Source organism: Candidatus Polarisedimenticolaceae bacterium (assembly GCA_036275915.1).
Classification (GTDB): domain Bacteria; phylum Acidobacteriota; class Polarisedimenticolia; order Polarisedimenticolales; family DASRJG01; genus DASRJG01.
In genome coordinates this window covers 69,661-85,383 of the sequence record DASUCV010000017.1, presented here as the reverse complement: position 1 = coordinate 85,383, position 15,723 = coordinate 69,661, and the positions used below count along the sequence as shown (strand labels likewise).

Annotated in this window: 10 protein-coding genes; 7 read left to right on the top strand and 3 right to left on the bottom strand. The window is 66.4% G+C overall.

Features of this window, described 5'->3' with window-relative positions:
- The first annotated feature begins 12 nt into the window (after positions 1–12).
- From VFV19_13190 to VFV19_13180, 3 genes are read left to right on the top strand one after another with little or no spacing between them, the layout of a single operon-like run.
- A complete protein-coding gene (locus VFV19_13190; GenBank protein ID HEX4825254.1) occupies positions 13–852 on the top strand; it encodes a cyanophycinase in 840 nt (279 codons plus the stop codon).
- Between the two features lie 4 nt (positions 853–856).
- Positions 857–3,640, top strand: coding sequence for a cyanophycin synthetase (gene cphA, locus VFV19_13185; protein HEX4825253.1), 2,784 nt, complete (start codon positions 857–859; stop codon positions 3,638–3,640).
- Positions 3,641–3,648: 8 nt separating this feature from the next.
- The gene (locus tag VFV19_13180) at positions 3,649–5,247 is read left to right on the top strand and encodes a Mur ligase family protein (GenBank protein HEX4825252.1); all 1,599 of its coding nucleotides are present in this window, start codon (positions 3,649–3,651) and stop codon (positions 5,245–5,247) included.
- On the opposite strand, the gene VFV19_13175 is transcribed toward VFV19_13180, so the two are convergent.
- Genes VFV19_13175 through VFV19_13165 form a run of 3 tightly spaced genes read right to left on the bottom strand, consistent with a single transcriptional unit; the run spans position 5,236 to position 8,774 of the window.
- Positions 5,236–7,725 (bottom strand): lantibiotic dehydratase, encoded by a 2,490-nt coding sequence (locus tag VFV19_13175; GenBank protein ID HEX4825251.1) that lies wholly within the window; start codon positions 7,723–7,725, stop codon positions 5,236–5,238. The genes VFV19_13180 and VFV19_13175 overlap by 12 nt on opposite strands.
- On the bottom strand, positions 7,722–8,600 hold the full coding sequence (locus VFV19_13170) for a thiopeptide-type bacteriocin biosynthesis protein (protein HEX4825250.1): 879 nt from the start codon (positions 8,598–8,600) through the stop codon (positions 7,722–7,724). The genes VFV19_13175 and VFV19_13170 overlap by 4 nt, the downstream gene beginning before the upstream one ends.
- 18 nt (positions 8,601–8,618) lie before the next feature.
- Positions 8,619–8,774: a hypothetical protein gene (locus VFV19_13165; GenBank protein HEX4825249.1), complete on the bottom strand. Its 156-nt coding sequence runs from the start codon at positions 8,772–8,774 to the stop codon at positions 8,619–8,621.
- Between the two features lie 474 nt (positions 8,775–9,248).
- Between VFV19_13165 and VFV19_13160 the strand changes: the two genes are divergently transcribed.
- The 4 genes from VFV19_13160 (at position 9,249) to VFV19_13145 (ending at position 14,713) form a co-directional block, all read left to right on the top strand.
- The gene (locus VFV19_13160) at positions 9,249–10,592 is read left to right on the top strand and encodes a tyrosine-type recombinase/integrase (protein HEX4825248.1); all 1,344 of its coding nucleotides are present in this window, start codon (positions 9,249–9,251) and stop codon (positions 10,590–10,592) included.
- Positions 10,593–10,660: 68 nt separating this feature from the next.
- Positions 10,661–11,332: a hypothetical protein gene (locus VFV19_13155; protein HEX4825247.1), complete on the top strand. Its 672-nt coding sequence runs from the start codon at positions 10,661–10,663 to the stop codon at positions 11,330–11,332.
- A gap of 314 nt (positions 11,333–11,646) precedes the next feature.
- Positions 11,647–11,829, top strand: a complete 183-nt coding sequence (locus tag VFV19_13150; protein HEX4825246.1) for a hypothetical protein — start codon at positions 11,647–11,649, stop codon at positions 11,827–11,829.
- 2,044 nt (positions 11,830–13,873) lie between these two features.
- Positions 13,874–14,713 (top strand): vWA domain-containing protein, encoded by an 840-nt coding sequence (locus tag VFV19_13145; protein HEX4825245.1) that lies wholly within the window; start codon positions 13,874–13,876, stop codon positions 14,711–14,713.
- Positions 14,714–15,723 lie beyond the last annotated feature (1,010 nt).

The window sequence follows — 15,723 nt, the reverse complement described above, 5'->3', positions numbered from 1 at the left end:
GGGGAGGACCGCGTGAGCCCGTCCCGAGTCGAAGAAGGACGCCGCCGGGGGTCGATCGTGGCCATCGGCGGCGCCGAAGATCACCTTCGCGACCCTGAGATTCTCAGACGCTTCGTCGATCTCTGCGGCGGACGGCGCGCCAAGATCGCCGTCGTGCCTACCGCCTCGGAGCGCGAGGATACGGGCCGGCGCTACGAGGAGGTCTTCAAGGGCCTGGGCGCGCGCGGCGTCCGGATCTTCTATTTCGAGACGCGGGCCGACGGCGAGCGCGAGTCCTGGATCGAGGCGATCGGCGAGGCGCAGGGGATCTTCTTCACCGGCGGGAACCAGCTCCGCCTCTCGACCGTCCTCGGCGGCACGCCGGCGGCGAAGGCGTTCCGGCGGCTCAACGCGGCAGGCGTCCACATCGCGGGCACGTCGGCGGGCGCGGCGTTCATCTCCGAGCACATGATCGCCTTCGGCGACGAGGGCTCGACCCCGCGGGCGGGGATGGTCACGCTCGTGCCGGGCCTCGGCCTCACGAACCGGATCATCGTCGACCAGCACTTCCGGCAGCGCGACCGCCTCGGGCGGCTTCTCACCGCGCTCGCGTACAACCCGTTCGCGGTCGGCATCGGCCTCGACGAGGACACGGCGGCGTTCCTCGACGGCGACAACGTGATCGAGGTCGCCGGGAGCGGTGCCGTCACGATCGTCGACCCCGGCGCGATCCAGCACACCTCGATCGACGCCATCAAGAAGGGGGAGGCGGTCTCGATTCTCGGCGTCCAGCTCCACGTGCTCGCCGCGGGCGGGCAGTTCGATCTCGACAACCGCCGGGCGCGCGCCGCGTCGAGCGTGCGCAGCGAGTAGCGCCGTGAAGGTCGTCCAGCGCTCCGTCTATCTCGGGCCGAGCCTTTACGCGCGCTTCCCCGTCATCCGTCTCGTCGTCGACCTGGGTCCGCTCGAGGCGTGGCCGACCGGCCGGCTCGGCGACGGCTTCCAGTCGAAGCTCGTCGAGGCGTTGCCGGGGCTCGCGGAGCACGGCTGCTCGTACGGCGAGCCCGGCGGCTTCCTCCGGCGCATGCGCGAGGACGAGGGGACGTGGCTCGGCCACGTCCTCGAGCACGCGGCGATCGAGCTGCAGAACGTCGCTGGAACGCCGGTCACGTTCGGCAAGACGCGGAGCGCGGACGCCGCCGGCCAGTACGAGATCGTCTATGAGTACGATCAGGCCGAGGTCGGCACGGAGGCCGGCCGACTCGCGCTGACGCTGCTCGCCTCGCTCCTGCCCGAGGATCTTCGCCCTCCGCACGCGGTTCCCGCCGCGTTCGATTTCGCCGAGGAGCGCGATGCGTTCATCCGCTTCGCGCAGCGCCGCGCGCTCGGGCCGTCGACGGCGTCGCTCGTCCGGGCGGCGGAGAAGCGCGAGATCCCGTGGATCCGGCTCAATGAGTATTCGCTCGTGCAGCTCGGCCACGGCCGGCTCCAGAAGCGCCTCCAGGCGACGGTGACGAGCGAGACCCGGCACATCGCCGTCGAGATCGCGTCCGACAAGGAAGAGACGAACCGCCTCCTCGGCGATCTCGGCCTCCCGGTCCCCAAGCAGAAGCTCGTGACCGGCGAGGAGGAAGCGGTAAGGGCCGCCGAGAGCATCGGCTATCCGGTGGTGCTCAAGCCTTACAACGCGAACCACGGACGCGGCGTCTCGATCGGGATGGCCGACGCGGAGCAGGTTCGCGCCGCCTTCCAGCAGGCGCGCCAGCACGCGCGCAGCGTCATCGTCGAAGGGTTCATCACCGGCGAGGACCATCGCATGCTCGTCGTCGACGGGGCGCTCGTCGCGGTGAGCAAGCGCGTCCCGGGGCACGTGGTCGGCGACGGCGTCCACACGGTGGAGGAGCTGGTCGAGCTCGTCAACGCCGATCCGCGGCGCGGCATCGGGCACGAGAAGGTCCTGACGAAGCTGATCTTCGACCAGCAGGCCGAGCGCCTGCTCGCGCGGGCGGGACATGACCGCGCCTCGGTTCCTCCCGAGGGCGAGGTCGTCTACCTCCGCGCGACCGGCAACCTGTCGACGGGCGGCACGGCGGTCGACGTGACCGACATCGTGCACCCGGACAATCGCGAGATGGCGGTGCGCGCGGCGAAGTCGATCGGTCTCGACGTCTGCGGCGTCGACTTCCTCACGCACGACATCAGCAAGTCGTACCGCGAGTCCGGCGGCGCCATCTGCGAGGTCAACGCCGCGCCGGGGTTCCGGATGCACGTCGCCCCTTCCGAGGGCACGCCGCGCGATGTTGCCGGGCCGGTCATCGACATGCTCTTCCCGCCGGGGACGCCGTCGCGCATTCCGATCGCCGCGATCACCGGCACCAACGGCAAAACGACGACGGCGCGGATGGTGGCGCACGTCTTCAAGCTCAACGGGAACGTGGTCGGGCTCGCCACGACCGACGGCGTCTACATCGACGGGCACCGCACCGTCGACGGCGACATGACGGGGCCGATCGCGTCGCGGATGGTCCTGCGCGATCCGTCGGTCGACGTCGCCGTCCTCGAACAGGCGCGCGGCGGTCTGCTGCGCGCGGGGATGGGCTACCGCTGGTGCAACGTCGCGGCGTGCCTCAACGTGTCCGCCGACCACCTCGGGCTGCGGGGCATCGGCACGCTCGAGGACCTCGCCAAGGTCAAGAGGATCATCATCGAGGTCGCGCGCGACACCGCGGTCCTGAACGCCGACGACCCGCTCTGCCTCAAGATGGCCGGGCACACCGACGCCGCGTCGATCTGCTACGCGACGATGAATCCGGGGCACGGCCTCGTGAAGGAGCACATCCGCGCCGGCGGCCGTGCCGTCGTGCTCGAGGAGGGGATCAACGGGCAGATGATCACCCTCTACGACAAGGGCGCGCACATGCCGCTCCTCTGGACGCATCTCATCCCCGCGACGATCGAGGGGAAGGCGATGCACAACGTCCAGAACGCGATGTTCGCCGCGGCGATCTCCTACGCGATGGGGGTCAAGCTCGAGAACATCCGCCACGGCCTCCGGACCTTCGACACCTCGTTCTTCCAGGCGCCGGGCCGCATGAACATCTTCGACGAACACGGCTTCAAGGTCATTCTCGACTACGCCCACAATCCCGCCGCGGTCGAGGCGATGTGCCGCATGGTGCGCCGCCTCGAAACGAAGGGGCGGAAGACCTGCGTCCTCGCCGCTCCGGGAGACCGTCGCGACGAGGACGTCCGCGAGATCGCGCGGCACGCCGCCGGCGTCTTCGACCGGTACGTCTGTCGCCGTGACGACGGCCTGAGGGGCCGCGGCGCCGACGAGATCCCACGGATGCTGCGCGACGCGCTCCTCGAGCACGGCGTGCCGGACCAGGCGATCGCCGTCATTCCGAGCGAGGCCGACGCCGTCGACGCGGCGCTCCGCGCCTGCGCCCCGGGCGATCTCCTCCTCGTGTTCGGCGACGCGATCAACCGCTGCTGGAAGCAGATCATCTACTTCCGCCCGGAGGCGGCGGCGGTTCCCGAACGTGCCGCGGCCCCGCCGGTTGCGCTGCCCTCGGACGACGAGGTCCCGGTCTACGACGCGGCGGCGCCGCTCATGCGCGACGAGCGCGGCGTCTGGCTTCCCCTGGACGCGGACGACTAGGCCCGGCGATGGCGGTCCGCGTCGATTCGCGGCGTCTGACGGGCGCGAGCCTGTTCGGCGACGCGCCCGGGGCGATCCTCGACGTGCGCCTCGAAGGCGAAGAGCCCGAGACGGTCGCTCGCGTCTGGAACGGGGCGGCGCGCCGGCTCCTTGCGGCCGTGGGGTGGGAGGGCGAGCGTACGTCGTGGCGTGCCTCGGGCGGCGATCTCAGCCTCTTCCTGACCGCACCCCCCGACGCACTCTACGCCGCGACCGAGGTCAACGAGGCCGCGTGGGATGCCGCGGGCGACGGTGCGCTCGAAGATCTAGGCCGCAGCATCGCTGAGGAGAGGAATCCCGCGCTGATCGAGCTTCGCGACGAAGCGGCCCGGCGAGGCGTCGCGTTCGTCGCCGACGGCCACGAGGTCAGCCTCGGGATGGGAGGGGGCCACGTCTCCTTTCCGATCGAGTCTTTGCCGCCGCCGCGAGACGTGCCGTGGGAGCGCGTGCACGACGTTCCGGTGGCGATGGTGACCGGGACCAACGGCAAGAGCACGACCGTGCGGATGCTCGGGGCCATCGCGGCGGCCGCGGGACGGTGCGCCGGCCTCAGCACCACCGACGGCCTCGCGGTCGGCGGCGAGGCGATCGGCTCGGGCGACTATTCGGGCCCCGAGGGCGCGCGACGAATTCTGCGCGACGCACGCGTCGACGTCGCCGTGCTCGAGACCGCGCGCGGCGGGATCCAGAGGCGCGGCCTCGTCGTCCCGCGCATCGACGCGGCGGCGATCACGAACGTCGCGGAGGACCATCTCGGCGAGTTCGGGATCCATGGATTGAACGACATCGCCGACGTGAAGATGGTCGTCGCGCGCGCGGTCAAGCCCGAGGGAACGGTCGTCCTCAACGCCGACGATCCGATCCTGAAGGCCCGCGCTGCGGAGGTCGGAGCACCGGTCGCATGGTTCGCGCTCGCGGATGCGGGACGCCTCCTGGACGTCGAGCGCATCCCGTCCGCGTTCGGCGGTGCGGCGAGGCACAACGTGGCGAATGCGATGGCCGCCGCGCTGCTCGCGCGGGCGCTCGGGTTCCCGGACTCCGCCGTCGCCTCGGGCCTGGCCTCATTCCGGAGCCGGCGCGAGGACAACCCGGGCCGTCTCAACGTGATCCCGCTCGGCGGGGCGACGGTGCTCATCGACTACGCGCACAACCCGCACGGCATGGAGGCGCTCGTCGACGTCGCCAAGACGCTCGGCGCGGCGCGGCGCTTGCTCGTCGTCGGACAGGCGGGGGACCGGGACGATGAGGCGATCCGGGCGCTCGTGCGCGCCGCGTTCCGTCTCCGGCCCGACGCGGTCGTCGTCAAGGAGATGAGCAGCTACCTGCGCGGCCGCGCCGTGGGGGAGATCCCGCGCGTCATCACGGACGAGCTGACGCGGCTCGGTGCAGACCCGGGCAGCATCCTCCACGCCGCAAGCGAGGTCGAGGCGGCGGAGCTGGCTCTCGCGTGGGCGCGTCCCGGCGACCTCCTCGTGCTGACGACGCACGCGAGCCGCGGCGAGGTCTTCGACCTCATCGACCGGCTCGATCGCGCGCGCTGGCGGGCGGGCTCGCCGCTACCCTCGTAGCTCGCCGCTCATCTGGCAGAGGAACTCGGAGGCGTGCCCGCCGGCCCACAGCTCGTCGGGCCCCGGGAGCATCTCGCTCACGTGGAGGCGGCCTTCGGGCTCGCTTCCGAGCGCTTGGAGGTCGCGCCGCAGGAGATCGAGGAACGGCGGCGACGCGAGGTCGACGTAGCGCGGCTTCGGCTCCCTCGTCGTGAACGCGAAGACGTGACGCGGAAGGCCGTGGCGCCGCCGCCAGGAGAGGACCCCGCGTGCGAACGAGCGGAGGTCGTCGCCGCGCGCGGCCAAGGGCGGGCGGTCGGCAGGACCGAACGTCCACCGCTCACGGAAGAGAATCACGCGTCCGCTCATCACACGGGGCCAATGCGTGACGCCGTCGGCTTCGAAACCGGGGAAGTACGAGACCGGCTGCAGCCCCTGCTCGCCGATCGCGACGAGGAACGAGACGAAGCCGACCGGGTTCACGCCGCTGTTGATGACCGGGATCACCTCGACCCCGTCCGCGACCCGGAAGAGGACGAACCGATCGCCTTCCGGATCCCAGCGCACGGCCAGATCGCGGAGCGCGATCGTCCGCGCTCCGGGGGAGGCGCAATCCCCCGGCAGCTCGATCTCGTGCTCGAAGATCGCCGGCCTGAGACCGGCGTTCGCCGTGCGTCCGCCGTGGTTGTACGTGAGCTCGGCGACGATCGCGCCGGGTCGCTCGACGACCGACCACGCGCGCTTCAGCTCGGTGACGACGTCGTCGCCGAGCAGGTGCGCGAAGCGGGAGAGCGAGAGGCCCGCGCCGTGGAAGACTCCGTTCAGGACGATCCGGTAGTCGCCGGATGAAAGGCTCGCGAGATCGCGAGCCGCGATCTGGAACAGGATGCCGGCCGCCCACCGGAACGCCGGCCCCGTTCCGACGACACGGTCGAGGTCGGCGTCGTCGAGCGTGACGGGACCGCCGGCGCGTGCGCGCTCGATGACGAGGTTGCGGACGGCGGCGAGCGCGCGGCGCGACGGATCCTCGGGATCGTTCGCGGCAGGCTCGGGGAACGCAGCGGGGCGGTACGAATCGTCCTGCTCGGTGATCGCCTGGTAAACGTCGAGCATCGGAACGTCGTGGCCCGCGGGAAACGTCGAGAGAAATCGGTCGACCCACCCCTGGAGGTAGCGGCGCGCCGGGTAGAGTGCCGTGAACAGGCGGAGGTACGGACGGATCCCGCGCTCGAGATCCAGCGCGACGGCGATCGGCAGGCGCAGCGACAGCGCCGACGCCGCGTCGATCCGGAACAACTCGTCGGAGCGTAACGGCCGGACGTGAGGAAGGGACTCGAGGGCGTACGCGATCCCGCTCATCGCGGCCGCGCGCTCGTCGCTCTCGAACGGGAGGTCTTGGGCGCGATCGACCTCTTCCTCGATGGCCAAGGCCGACGCGACCCACGCGGGCGGGGGACGGACGGCCCGCGCCGCGAGCGCGACGTAGCGGAGCGGACGGCGCTCGGTGAACGGGATCTCGACCTCTCCGACGAGGACGCCGCGCTCGATCATCTGGCCGATGAAGCGCGCGACCGACGCCTCATCGATCCCCGAGGCTTGGGCGACGGCACGGACGAGATCGGTGAGCGTGGGGTGCGACGCCGCGGCCGTGAGCGCCGTCCGCAGCACGGGATGATCTTTCACACGCGACAGCGTCTCATCGTCGTCGGCGCGCCTGAGGGACGCGAAGCGCCAGAACGAGAGCCCGCCTTCCGCCTCGCGCAGCGTGGGGTTCGGCCGTGGATGCACGATCGGTTCGAGGGCGGGATCGCCCGCCGCGACGACGGCGATCTTCCGCGCTTCCGCGACGCTCAAGCTCAGGTCCATCCGCGCGATCGACGGCGTGCCGGAGAGGGCGGCGGGCCCGTCGTCGGCGAACGCGAGCCCGACGGCGCAGAAGACCGAGTTCGGGCTCGTCTTGGTGGCGAACCGCGCGAGGTACGCCGCCGCTTTCGCCGCAACGTGCCGCTCGCCGTGTCCCCAGCGCTCGGCTGCGACCGCTTGGAGCCGCGCGAGCTTCCCTGCGAGCGGCCCGCTCGCCGACGCGAGGCCGGCGAGGACGAGCGGATCGCGGACGGCTCCCGTCAAGGCACGTCGCGCGCGATCCTCGCCGTCGTCGAACGCGCGCGCCCATTCCGCCTCCGCCGCCGCGAGATCGGCGAGAGAGCTTCGGTATCCTTCGCATGGGAGGCCGCTGGTCTCGAGATCCTCGGATCGAAGCGGACGCCGGTTGTGCGCGTCGCGTTTGAGCGCGAGGATCGCGTTCCTCCGTGGCGCACCACCTTCCGAACTCGGCCCGGCTTCACGGTGGAGGAGCGCCACGAGCGCATCGGCCTCGTCGTCGAGGCGTGCTTCAGCGCCGGTGAGTACATCGGCCGCGCGCCCGTCCGAAGCACCGGCGATGTCGTGGAGCGAAGAGAACGGACGCGTCGCGTGCCTGAGTAAGAGAAGACGCCTCATGCGGCGAGATCGACCTCGTCGTGGAGCCGCCACATGAAGTAGCGGAGGATCGCTTCGGGCATCGCGTCGATCCCGAGGCGGTTGCAGTGCATGTGCATGTAGCTCCAGACGAGGTTGATCGGATCCGCGGTGATCGATCGGTCGGCGAGGCCGGCGCGCACCTGCGAGGCGACCGGGGCCATGGCCGAGAGCGCTCCGGTCGCGATCGCCGCCGCGCGCGGTCCGCCCCAGACGTCATCGGACCCGGTGAGCAGCTCGACGAGGCCGGGCTTCAGCGCCTCGTACTTCGCCGAAAGCGTTTCCATGTCCAAGGGGGTCCAATCTCCGTCCCGGATCGGCCACGAATGCCCGAACTCGTAGAAGGCGAGGCGCGCCGGGCGATCGAACCCTACGAGATCGAGGAATCGCTCGACGAAGAGGAGGCTGTACTCGCGACGGCTCTTCACGAGCTCGCCGCGGCCTTCCGCCTCGATGAGGTCGAGGCTGGCGAGCGAGTCGTGGAGGAAGATCTGCTCGGCGAGCATCATTCCGTGCTCGCCGCCGTAGCGGTCCCACTCACGCTCGTAGCGGGCGAAATCCACGTGGGTCGCGAGGCCGGCATCGATCACCTGGGGCAGCGATGACTGGATGCGGCGCTTGACCGGACCGTCGACCCACGCCGGACGCCCGAGGACCCGGAAGCGGAGCTGCCAATCCGGCTCGGAGTAGCGCGCGAAGAAGATGCAGTCGAGGTCGCCCGCATCGCGCAGCTCGCGCACGATCGGGATGACGAAGCGCGCGAGGATCGCTTCGTGGTGCTCCCTCGGCGCGTGGAAGAGGGTGTAGAGGCAGGATTCGTCGGGGCGCATGGCGCGCGGCGACCGGAGAACCCCCATCCTCCGGTCGCGCGTTCCTCAGCTCTTGGCGTGCGTGAGGATCGTCGTCGTTTCCCTGCAGGGGCACGTGCACAGACGCGACGTGCTCGACGAGGTCGAGCATCCGCCGCTGCGCTCGCGGCGCTCGATCTCTTCCACCTCGAGATCCAGGACGAACGGGGTCTGATCCTTCATCGGTATCCTCCGCGACGCTCAGCTTTTCGCTTGCGCCGAAATCGTGGTGGTGTAGCGACAGGCACAGGTGCACAGCCGGGAGGTGCTCGACGAGGTCAAGCATCCGCCTGAGCGCTCGCGTCTCTCGATCTCCTCCACTTCCAGATCCAAGACCATCGGGGCTCGTTCGTTCATTTCTACCTCCTTCTCGTGCGGGGCGCACGCCTGCCTTAGCTACGCGCCTCGCGGGTCGAAGTCAAGGATCAAGGTGTTTTGGAGCCGGCACCCAGACTTGAACTGGGGACCTGCTGATTACGAAACGCCGTTCGCGTCTTGCCGGCTGTTTCCGCAAGTTTCCTCTAGTCTCTTTTTTTCAATGAGTTGACCTCTTCCCTTGTATCCGCGTGTACCCCCTCGTACCTTCGCGAACGGTTGCCGCAGGGTTACTACAGGGTGACTGCGGAACCTACTGACTCCGACTCAGTGGGACGTCGAGTGAAGGGAACGAAGCTCACTAAGAGAACGATCGACGCGCTCCGGCCCGCCCTGCGCGACACATTTTGCTGGGACTCCGAGCTGCCGGGATTCGGACTCAAAGTCACCCCTGCCGGAACGCGGTCCTACGTCTTCCAGTACTCCAAGGGGAGGCGGAAGAGGCGGGTGACCATCGGGCGCCACGGAGCGCCCTGGACGCCGGATGCCGCGCGCAAAGAGGCATTCCAGCTCAAAGTCGAGGTCGCCAAGGGCGGAGACCCCGCAGAGGTCCGTCAGTCGGAGAGGCGCGCGCTAACGGTGAAGGAATTGGCAGAGCGCTACATCCGCGACCACGCGGAGCGGAAGAAGAAACCGAACAGCGTCCGCGACGACAAACGACTCCTTGAGAGGCACATCAAGCCGCGGCTCGGCAATCTCAAGGTCATGGCCGTCACGCGAGTGGACGCGACGCGCCTTCACCTCGAATTGGGGCCGACACCAATCCAGGCGAATCGGGTTCTAGCGCTCCTCTCGAAAATGATGAACCTCGCCGAGAAGTGGGGGATACGGGCGGACGGTACGAATCCCTGCCGGCATGTCGAGAGATTTCGAGAGAAGCGGCGAGAACGGTTCCTATCCGATACCGAGCTAGCAAGGCTGGGGGAGGCGCTGAGCGTCGCGGAGGAGGAAGGACTGCTGACCCGCGATAAACCCCGGGGGCGGCGTCCTCTCCACGCGATCCCGGTCTCCCCGTTTGCGACGGCGGCAATTCGAATGTTGTTGTTCACAGGTTGTCGACTCTCCGAGATCGTGACCCTCAAGTGGGAGCATGTCGATAGCACCCGCAATTGCCTTCGACTCACAGAATCGAAGACGGGACCAAGAATCGTTCCTCTTGGCGCTTGCGCGGTCCAGCTCCTGGATGGATTGCCGCGTGTCGCCGGCAACCCCTACGTATTCCCAGGCCGAAGCATGGAGCCGAGTCACTTCGTCGGACTTCCGCACGTTTGGCATCGCATCCGACGGCATGCCGGCATGGTCGACGTCCGCCTTCACGATTTGCGACACACCTTTGCCAGCGTTGCTGCAATCGGAGGGTCGAGCCTCCTTGTTATCGGCGCGCTGCTCGGCCACAAGCAGGCGACGACGACAGCTCGTTACGCACACCTTGGGGATCACCCACATCAGACCGCGGCCGAAAGCGTGTCCGCACGCATCGCTGCGGCGCTGACCGCTACCGGGAAACAGGTAGTAATCGTCCCTCTTCGGCCTCTGGCTGCGAATAGGGCTGTGCGGACGATGCCGGAAGTCGAAACTCAGGCCACCCCGGAAGCGCTTCTTTCCGTCGGAGCGCGCCAGATATAGGAGATAACACTGTGGAACTTCCGCGAAAGACGACATCCCGAGAGCAGCGCCCGGTGACAAACCCGCGCATGCAGCGCCGCGACGTCGCCGGCGCGTTGCGGCGACGAAGCTACCCGTATGAAGAGGCACTTGGGATCTTCTGCCCGAGTGAGGCTGCTGCGCTGAACGGCGCGAGCAATGAATGCACTCGCGAGTGGGAGCTCGCGGAAGAGCTGGCGGAGTGTAGCGGTGCGACCCTTCCAAGCGGAGGCCCGAGCGAAGTGCAATCGGATCCCCGCAATATCGCGCACCTGGACTTCCTATCGAAACGCGCGACGGCACAAGACGCACTCCTCCGCCTACTGCGCAGCGGGACGCTGGTTGCTACGGGTTTCGACAACCGCACTCCCGCTTCTGCTGGACCGGTGGAAGTCCACCGGATGCGCTGGCAGAGCTTGAGCGTCAACCTTCGACATGGAATTGCGGCAGGACCAGGATTCGAGTTGACCGATCTTCGGTACGCGCTCGCGGGGACACCGCGAGCACAGGCAAAGCGGCGAACGACGGAATGGGTCCAGCGATTGGTCGCGGTGGGGGTTCAACCTTCGCGCAAAGAGAAGGCGATGGCCGACGCCAACCGAGAACTCGGAACAAACTACTCGCGCGTGGCGTTCATCGATGCTTGGCGCAAGTTCGTTCCCAAGTCGTGGAAGCGGAGCGGCCCAAAGAGTTCCATCACAAACGTTCCGGCTGCGAATTGAAATCGTGACGGAATCGCCAACGTAATCACGCGGTAGGTTTCTCTCGCCCGGCGATGCGCCCCGGTGATAGAGGGACCGATGACCGCGAAGCGAATTCTCCGGACCCCGGAAGCGGCGACATACATCGGTCTGGCCGCGTCAACACTTGAGAAGCGCCGCCTAACGGGCAACGGGCCGGAGTTCGTTCAGCTTGGCCCGCGCGCCGTTGGCTACGACATCGACACGCTCGACGAATGGTTGAAGCGTCGTCGACGCGCAAGCACTTCAGAGCCCCCCATGACACTCCCGACGCATTCGGACGTGAGGAATCGTGCATGACGAAACGAGAGCTGCAGCGGGAAAACGGTCAGCTTCGCGACGCCTTGGAGCAGGCGCGTTTCCGAGTCGAAGAGCTCGATGAAATCGTCGCCGATGCCCTCGGTCTAGACGACGAGGATGACGACGAAGAAGGCGACGTCGAGGAAGAGGGTGACGCTTCGGAAGCGCTCGACGATTAGATCAAGGCGCGCAAGCGGAGTTGGCGTCACCGACGAGGAGCCAGAAAAAAAGCCTGAACGCGAAGTGCGGTCAGGCTTCGTCAGCGCGACACCGGCACGACCTTGGAGGGAATTGCCGGGCCGCGAACAGGAGACAGCTTGCACGAGTCACTATCGCAGCGTGACGCCGTCGGGTCAAGACGCTTGCCTGCCCAAAGCGCCGATCCCGTCGACTCCAACGAACGACCACGGCGACTCCACCCAGTTTCCACGGGTTGTCCACAGGTTTTCCAAGAGGCGAACAAGGAAGAGGTGTTGCCGGCAGTTGCCGACAGACGGCTCCAATCAAGTTCGCTGAAGGACGCTTGGGTTGCGTTTCTCCTGAAACACCCCTGGGAGTGGATCGGCACGTTTACGTTTCGGAACGGAATCGTTCACCCCGAGACAGCGAACAAGCGTTTCATGCTGTTCGTCTCCCTAATCAATCGGGAGCTTCACGGCCCGCGTTGGGCGAAGAGAGGCTTTGGTGTCAGTTGGGTCCGTGGATGCGAGCTCCAACGCCGAGGGACCATTCACTTTCATGCGCTCTTTGGCGACGTCGGCAATCTTCGACGCCTCACCTGGATGGACCGCTGGACGAAGCTAGCGGGGTTCGCGCGCATCGAAGCGCCGCGGAACCGGGAGCAGGTCCTTGGCTACGTCTCAAAGTACGTCGTGAAGGGCGGAGAAATCGACTTCGGTGGCCCATGGTTCAGAGAGACGCGGTCGCGGGGGCGCCACTTGCAGCGGAGGTGGCGATTGCTGCCCCTTGCGAGGGGACTAGCCGAGAGCTGCCACCGGCGCGGCGTCGATCCCGAGGTGCTTCGGTTCTTTCGTGACGAGGTCTCAAAGGGACGATGGCGCTGCCGATTCTGAGTGGCGCGCCACCATCAAGGGTTCGGCCAGGTTGACCACTCCTGAGCCGGATGGGGCAGACGGAAGCGTCTGCGCGGGGCTCCGGGGGCACATCGCTTCCGGAGCCCCAATCTAAAAGTGGTCGTCGAGAGCGAAGCGAGTCTCCTCTCGATCGATATGGGACGGCCGCCGAGAGGCGGGTCCCGTTGCTTGACCGGAAGAGTGTGTCGACTTCGACAATCGGAGGTTCAAATGATTCCTGACGGGGTGAGAGTCGATATCGCGCTCCTAGAGCGCGGTCAGCTAAGAGCGACAGCAACCGTGTCGTTCTCCACGTCCATTGGCGAGATCGCAATCCCAAGGTTTCGGGTAGTCGCAAAGGACGGTGAGTCGCCTTGGGTTGGGCTACCAGAGACTTCATACATGAAGGACGGCCGGCCGGTCTCTCGCCCGCTTCTGGATGTCTCGCCAGGCGTGAAAGCTCGACTGAAATCTCTCGTGCTAGCCGCCTACGACGCGGTCACGAGACGCGATACCACGCGGGAGGAAGCATCGCGCTCCAGCGCGACCACTTTGGAGCCAAACGCATCCTAGGTGCGATTCCTCCACCATTGAGAATTGGTGGACTGAGTACGTTGGGGTTGCTGCCCGGAGGTCGGGGTCGATTGCTGGGGTGGCTGCCCTGACGTCGGGGTCGGAGCAGTTGGATTCGGACCAGCAGGAAGTCGCCGACCTCCGAAGTACTTCACCCAGTAAAGCCCGAGCCCAGGAACCCCGATAGAGACGTACCTCTGGCCGGTCGCTGAAATTCCCACCCGAAAGCCAGGAATGCCGACACTCCAGCCCACCCCGCTCCGGGAAAGCGTACCGCGCACCGGTCCGCTACTGAAGACTTTCCTGAATCGCCAGCCCACGATGCCTCTTGTTAGTTTCGCTCGATCTTACTCCCATCGTGTCCCGGCACTCGCGCAGGCGAGCAAGGAAGAGTCGCTTGCTGTCGACTGTCCGACGAGGACCCGTCAATCAGGGTTCGACGGGGCACGCTTGGCGCCGCCCGGAGAACGGCCTCCCGCATCGGCAGTTTTGATGGGGCTTTGCGACACCTAGCTCCGAAAGTACACTTGGCCCCATTTTTCAGCGGAGTGCGAGGCTGTCTACTTGGGGGAGAGGAATGAGCTATAGCGCGGCGATCGACAGGTCCAATCCGACGGCGTTTCTTTTCATCGTCGACCAGTCTGGTTCGATGCAGGATCCCGTCGGTGGAGGTGAATCGGCGCATCGCAAGTCCGAAGTCGTTGCGGATTCTCTTAACAGGCTTCTCGCGGAGCTCACTCTGCGGTGTGCCCGCGAAGAAGGCGTCCGTGACTATTTCAACGTTGGAGTCCTTGGTTACGGAGCGACTGTGGGTCCAATTCTCGGCGGCAGCCTTGCTGGGCGAGACGTGATTCCAATCAGCGAGATCGCGTCGTCGCCGATGCGGGTTGAGGAGCGGGAGAAGAAAATCCCCGATGGTGCCGGCGGCCTCGTGGCGCAGAAGGTCAAATTCCCAGTGTGGGTGTCGCCTACCGCGAATGGCGGAACGCCGATGTGCCAGGTTCTCGATCGAGCGCGGTCAGTGGTGGACGGATGGCTCACAGCGCATCCGACATGCTTCCCTCCTATTGTCCTGCACCTCACTGACGGGGAGTCCACCGACGGCGATCCAACCCAGGCTGCCGACGCGCTAACGACACTACTGAGCGCGGATGGCAATGTCCTGCTCTTCAACCTGCATATTTCTTCCGACCGCAGTCATCCGGTCCTGTTTCCGGATTCTGACAGTGGACTTCCAAACGAGCATGCGAAGCTGCTGTTCAGAATTTCGAGCGTACTCCCTCCTGGCCTCTCGGGTTATGCACGCCAGCAGGGTATGAATCCTACCGACGGAACTAGAGGGTTCGTGTTTAACGCGGATGCCACGGCCATCGTACAGTTCTTGGATATCGGCACGCGGGCATCCGACCTCCGATAGGTCCGAAGGTGCTCAAACTGCATCTGGACACCTTCCGGGTGCCGAAAGTGGGGGCGCGTCCCGACGAGTGCGACGACGCCGGGTATCCGGACGAAGCTGAACGCGCGCTCGACAGCGAGACCTTTTCCCTCGCACTCTGCGACGGAGCGACTGAGAGCTATCTGTCCGGACGATGGGCGCAGACCCTTTCAAGAGTCCTTGCCACCCCACCTCGCCTTCCACTTCGCAGGCGGATCGAGAACGCTAGAGCGGTTTGGGCATCAGAGCTCTTGGAGTACGTCCGTCAGCGGAGCGAATCTGGGCGACCCATTCAATGGTACGAAGAACCAGTGATGGATCGTGGAGCAGAGTCAACACTCATCGTTGGCAGGATCTCAAAGCGGGCGCGTAACGGGGAGTCGCGCACATACCTGTTCGAGGCGATTGGGGACACAAATCTGTTTGTAGTCCGCGACGGGCAACTCATCAAGAAATTTCCTCTAACGCAGCATTCCGAGTTCGGATCCACACCCAACCTCATTTCGAGCCGAATGGGCGAACCGATTCGTCCGGCGGAGCGTGTCCAAGGAACCTGGAGGAGTGGGGATCAATTTCTCCTAGCAACGGACGCACTAGCGGCATGGCTTCTGCGACAGCTCGAGTGCGGAGACGATCCTTGGCCGAAGATTCAGGAGCTTGGGGCGCACGATACCCGTTCCTTCACGGACTGGATTGACGAACTGCGACGGGACCGCGGACTCCGAAACGACGACACCACGCTGATGCGACTCGACATGATTGACTGAGGCTTGGAGAAAGTGAAACCTCGCCTACCGACGCCAGGCGAATACCGAGAAGCGATCTCCCAGCCGCAACTCTGCTTTCGAGACGCGGAGTTGAAATCGTCATTGCCAGATTTGGACGCGTTGCAGATGCCTCGACCAGTCGTTGGCAATTTCGCAGCGGTCTTTCGGGTGACCACTCCGTCCAAGAAGAGATACGCAATCAAGTGCTTCACACGTTCAGTCGAA

Bases quoted from the DNA above. Each gene is read 5' to 3' on its own strand.
- VFV19_13180 (HEX4825252.1), top strand. From the start codon at position 3,649: ATGGCGGTCCGCGTCGATTCGCGGCGTCTGACGGGCGCGAGCCTGTTC.
- VFV19_13175 (HEX4825251.1), bottom strand. From the start codon at position 7,725: ATGAGGCGTCTTCTCTTACTCAGGCACGCGACGCGTCCGTTCTCTTCG.
- VFV19_13170 (HEX4825250.1), bottom strand. From the start codon at position 8,600: ATGGGGGTTCTCCGGTCGCCGCGCGCCATGCGCCCCGACGAATCCTGC.
- VFV19_13165 (HEX4825249.1), bottom strand. From the start codon at position 8,774: ATGAAGGATCAGACCCCGTTCGTCCTGGATCTCGAGGTGGAAGAGATC.
- VFV19_13155 (HEX4825247.1), top strand. From the start codon at position 10,661: ATGCAGCGCCGCGACGTCGCCGGCGCGTTGCGGCGACGAAGCTACCCG.
- VFV19_13150 (HEX4825246.1), top strand. From the start codon at position 11,647: ATGACGAAACGAGAGCTGCAGCGGGAAAACGGTCAGCTTCGCGACGCC.
- VFV19_13145 (HEX4825245.1), top strand. From the start codon at position 13,874: ATGAGCTATAGCGCGGCGATCGACAGGTCCAATCCGACGGCGTTTCTT.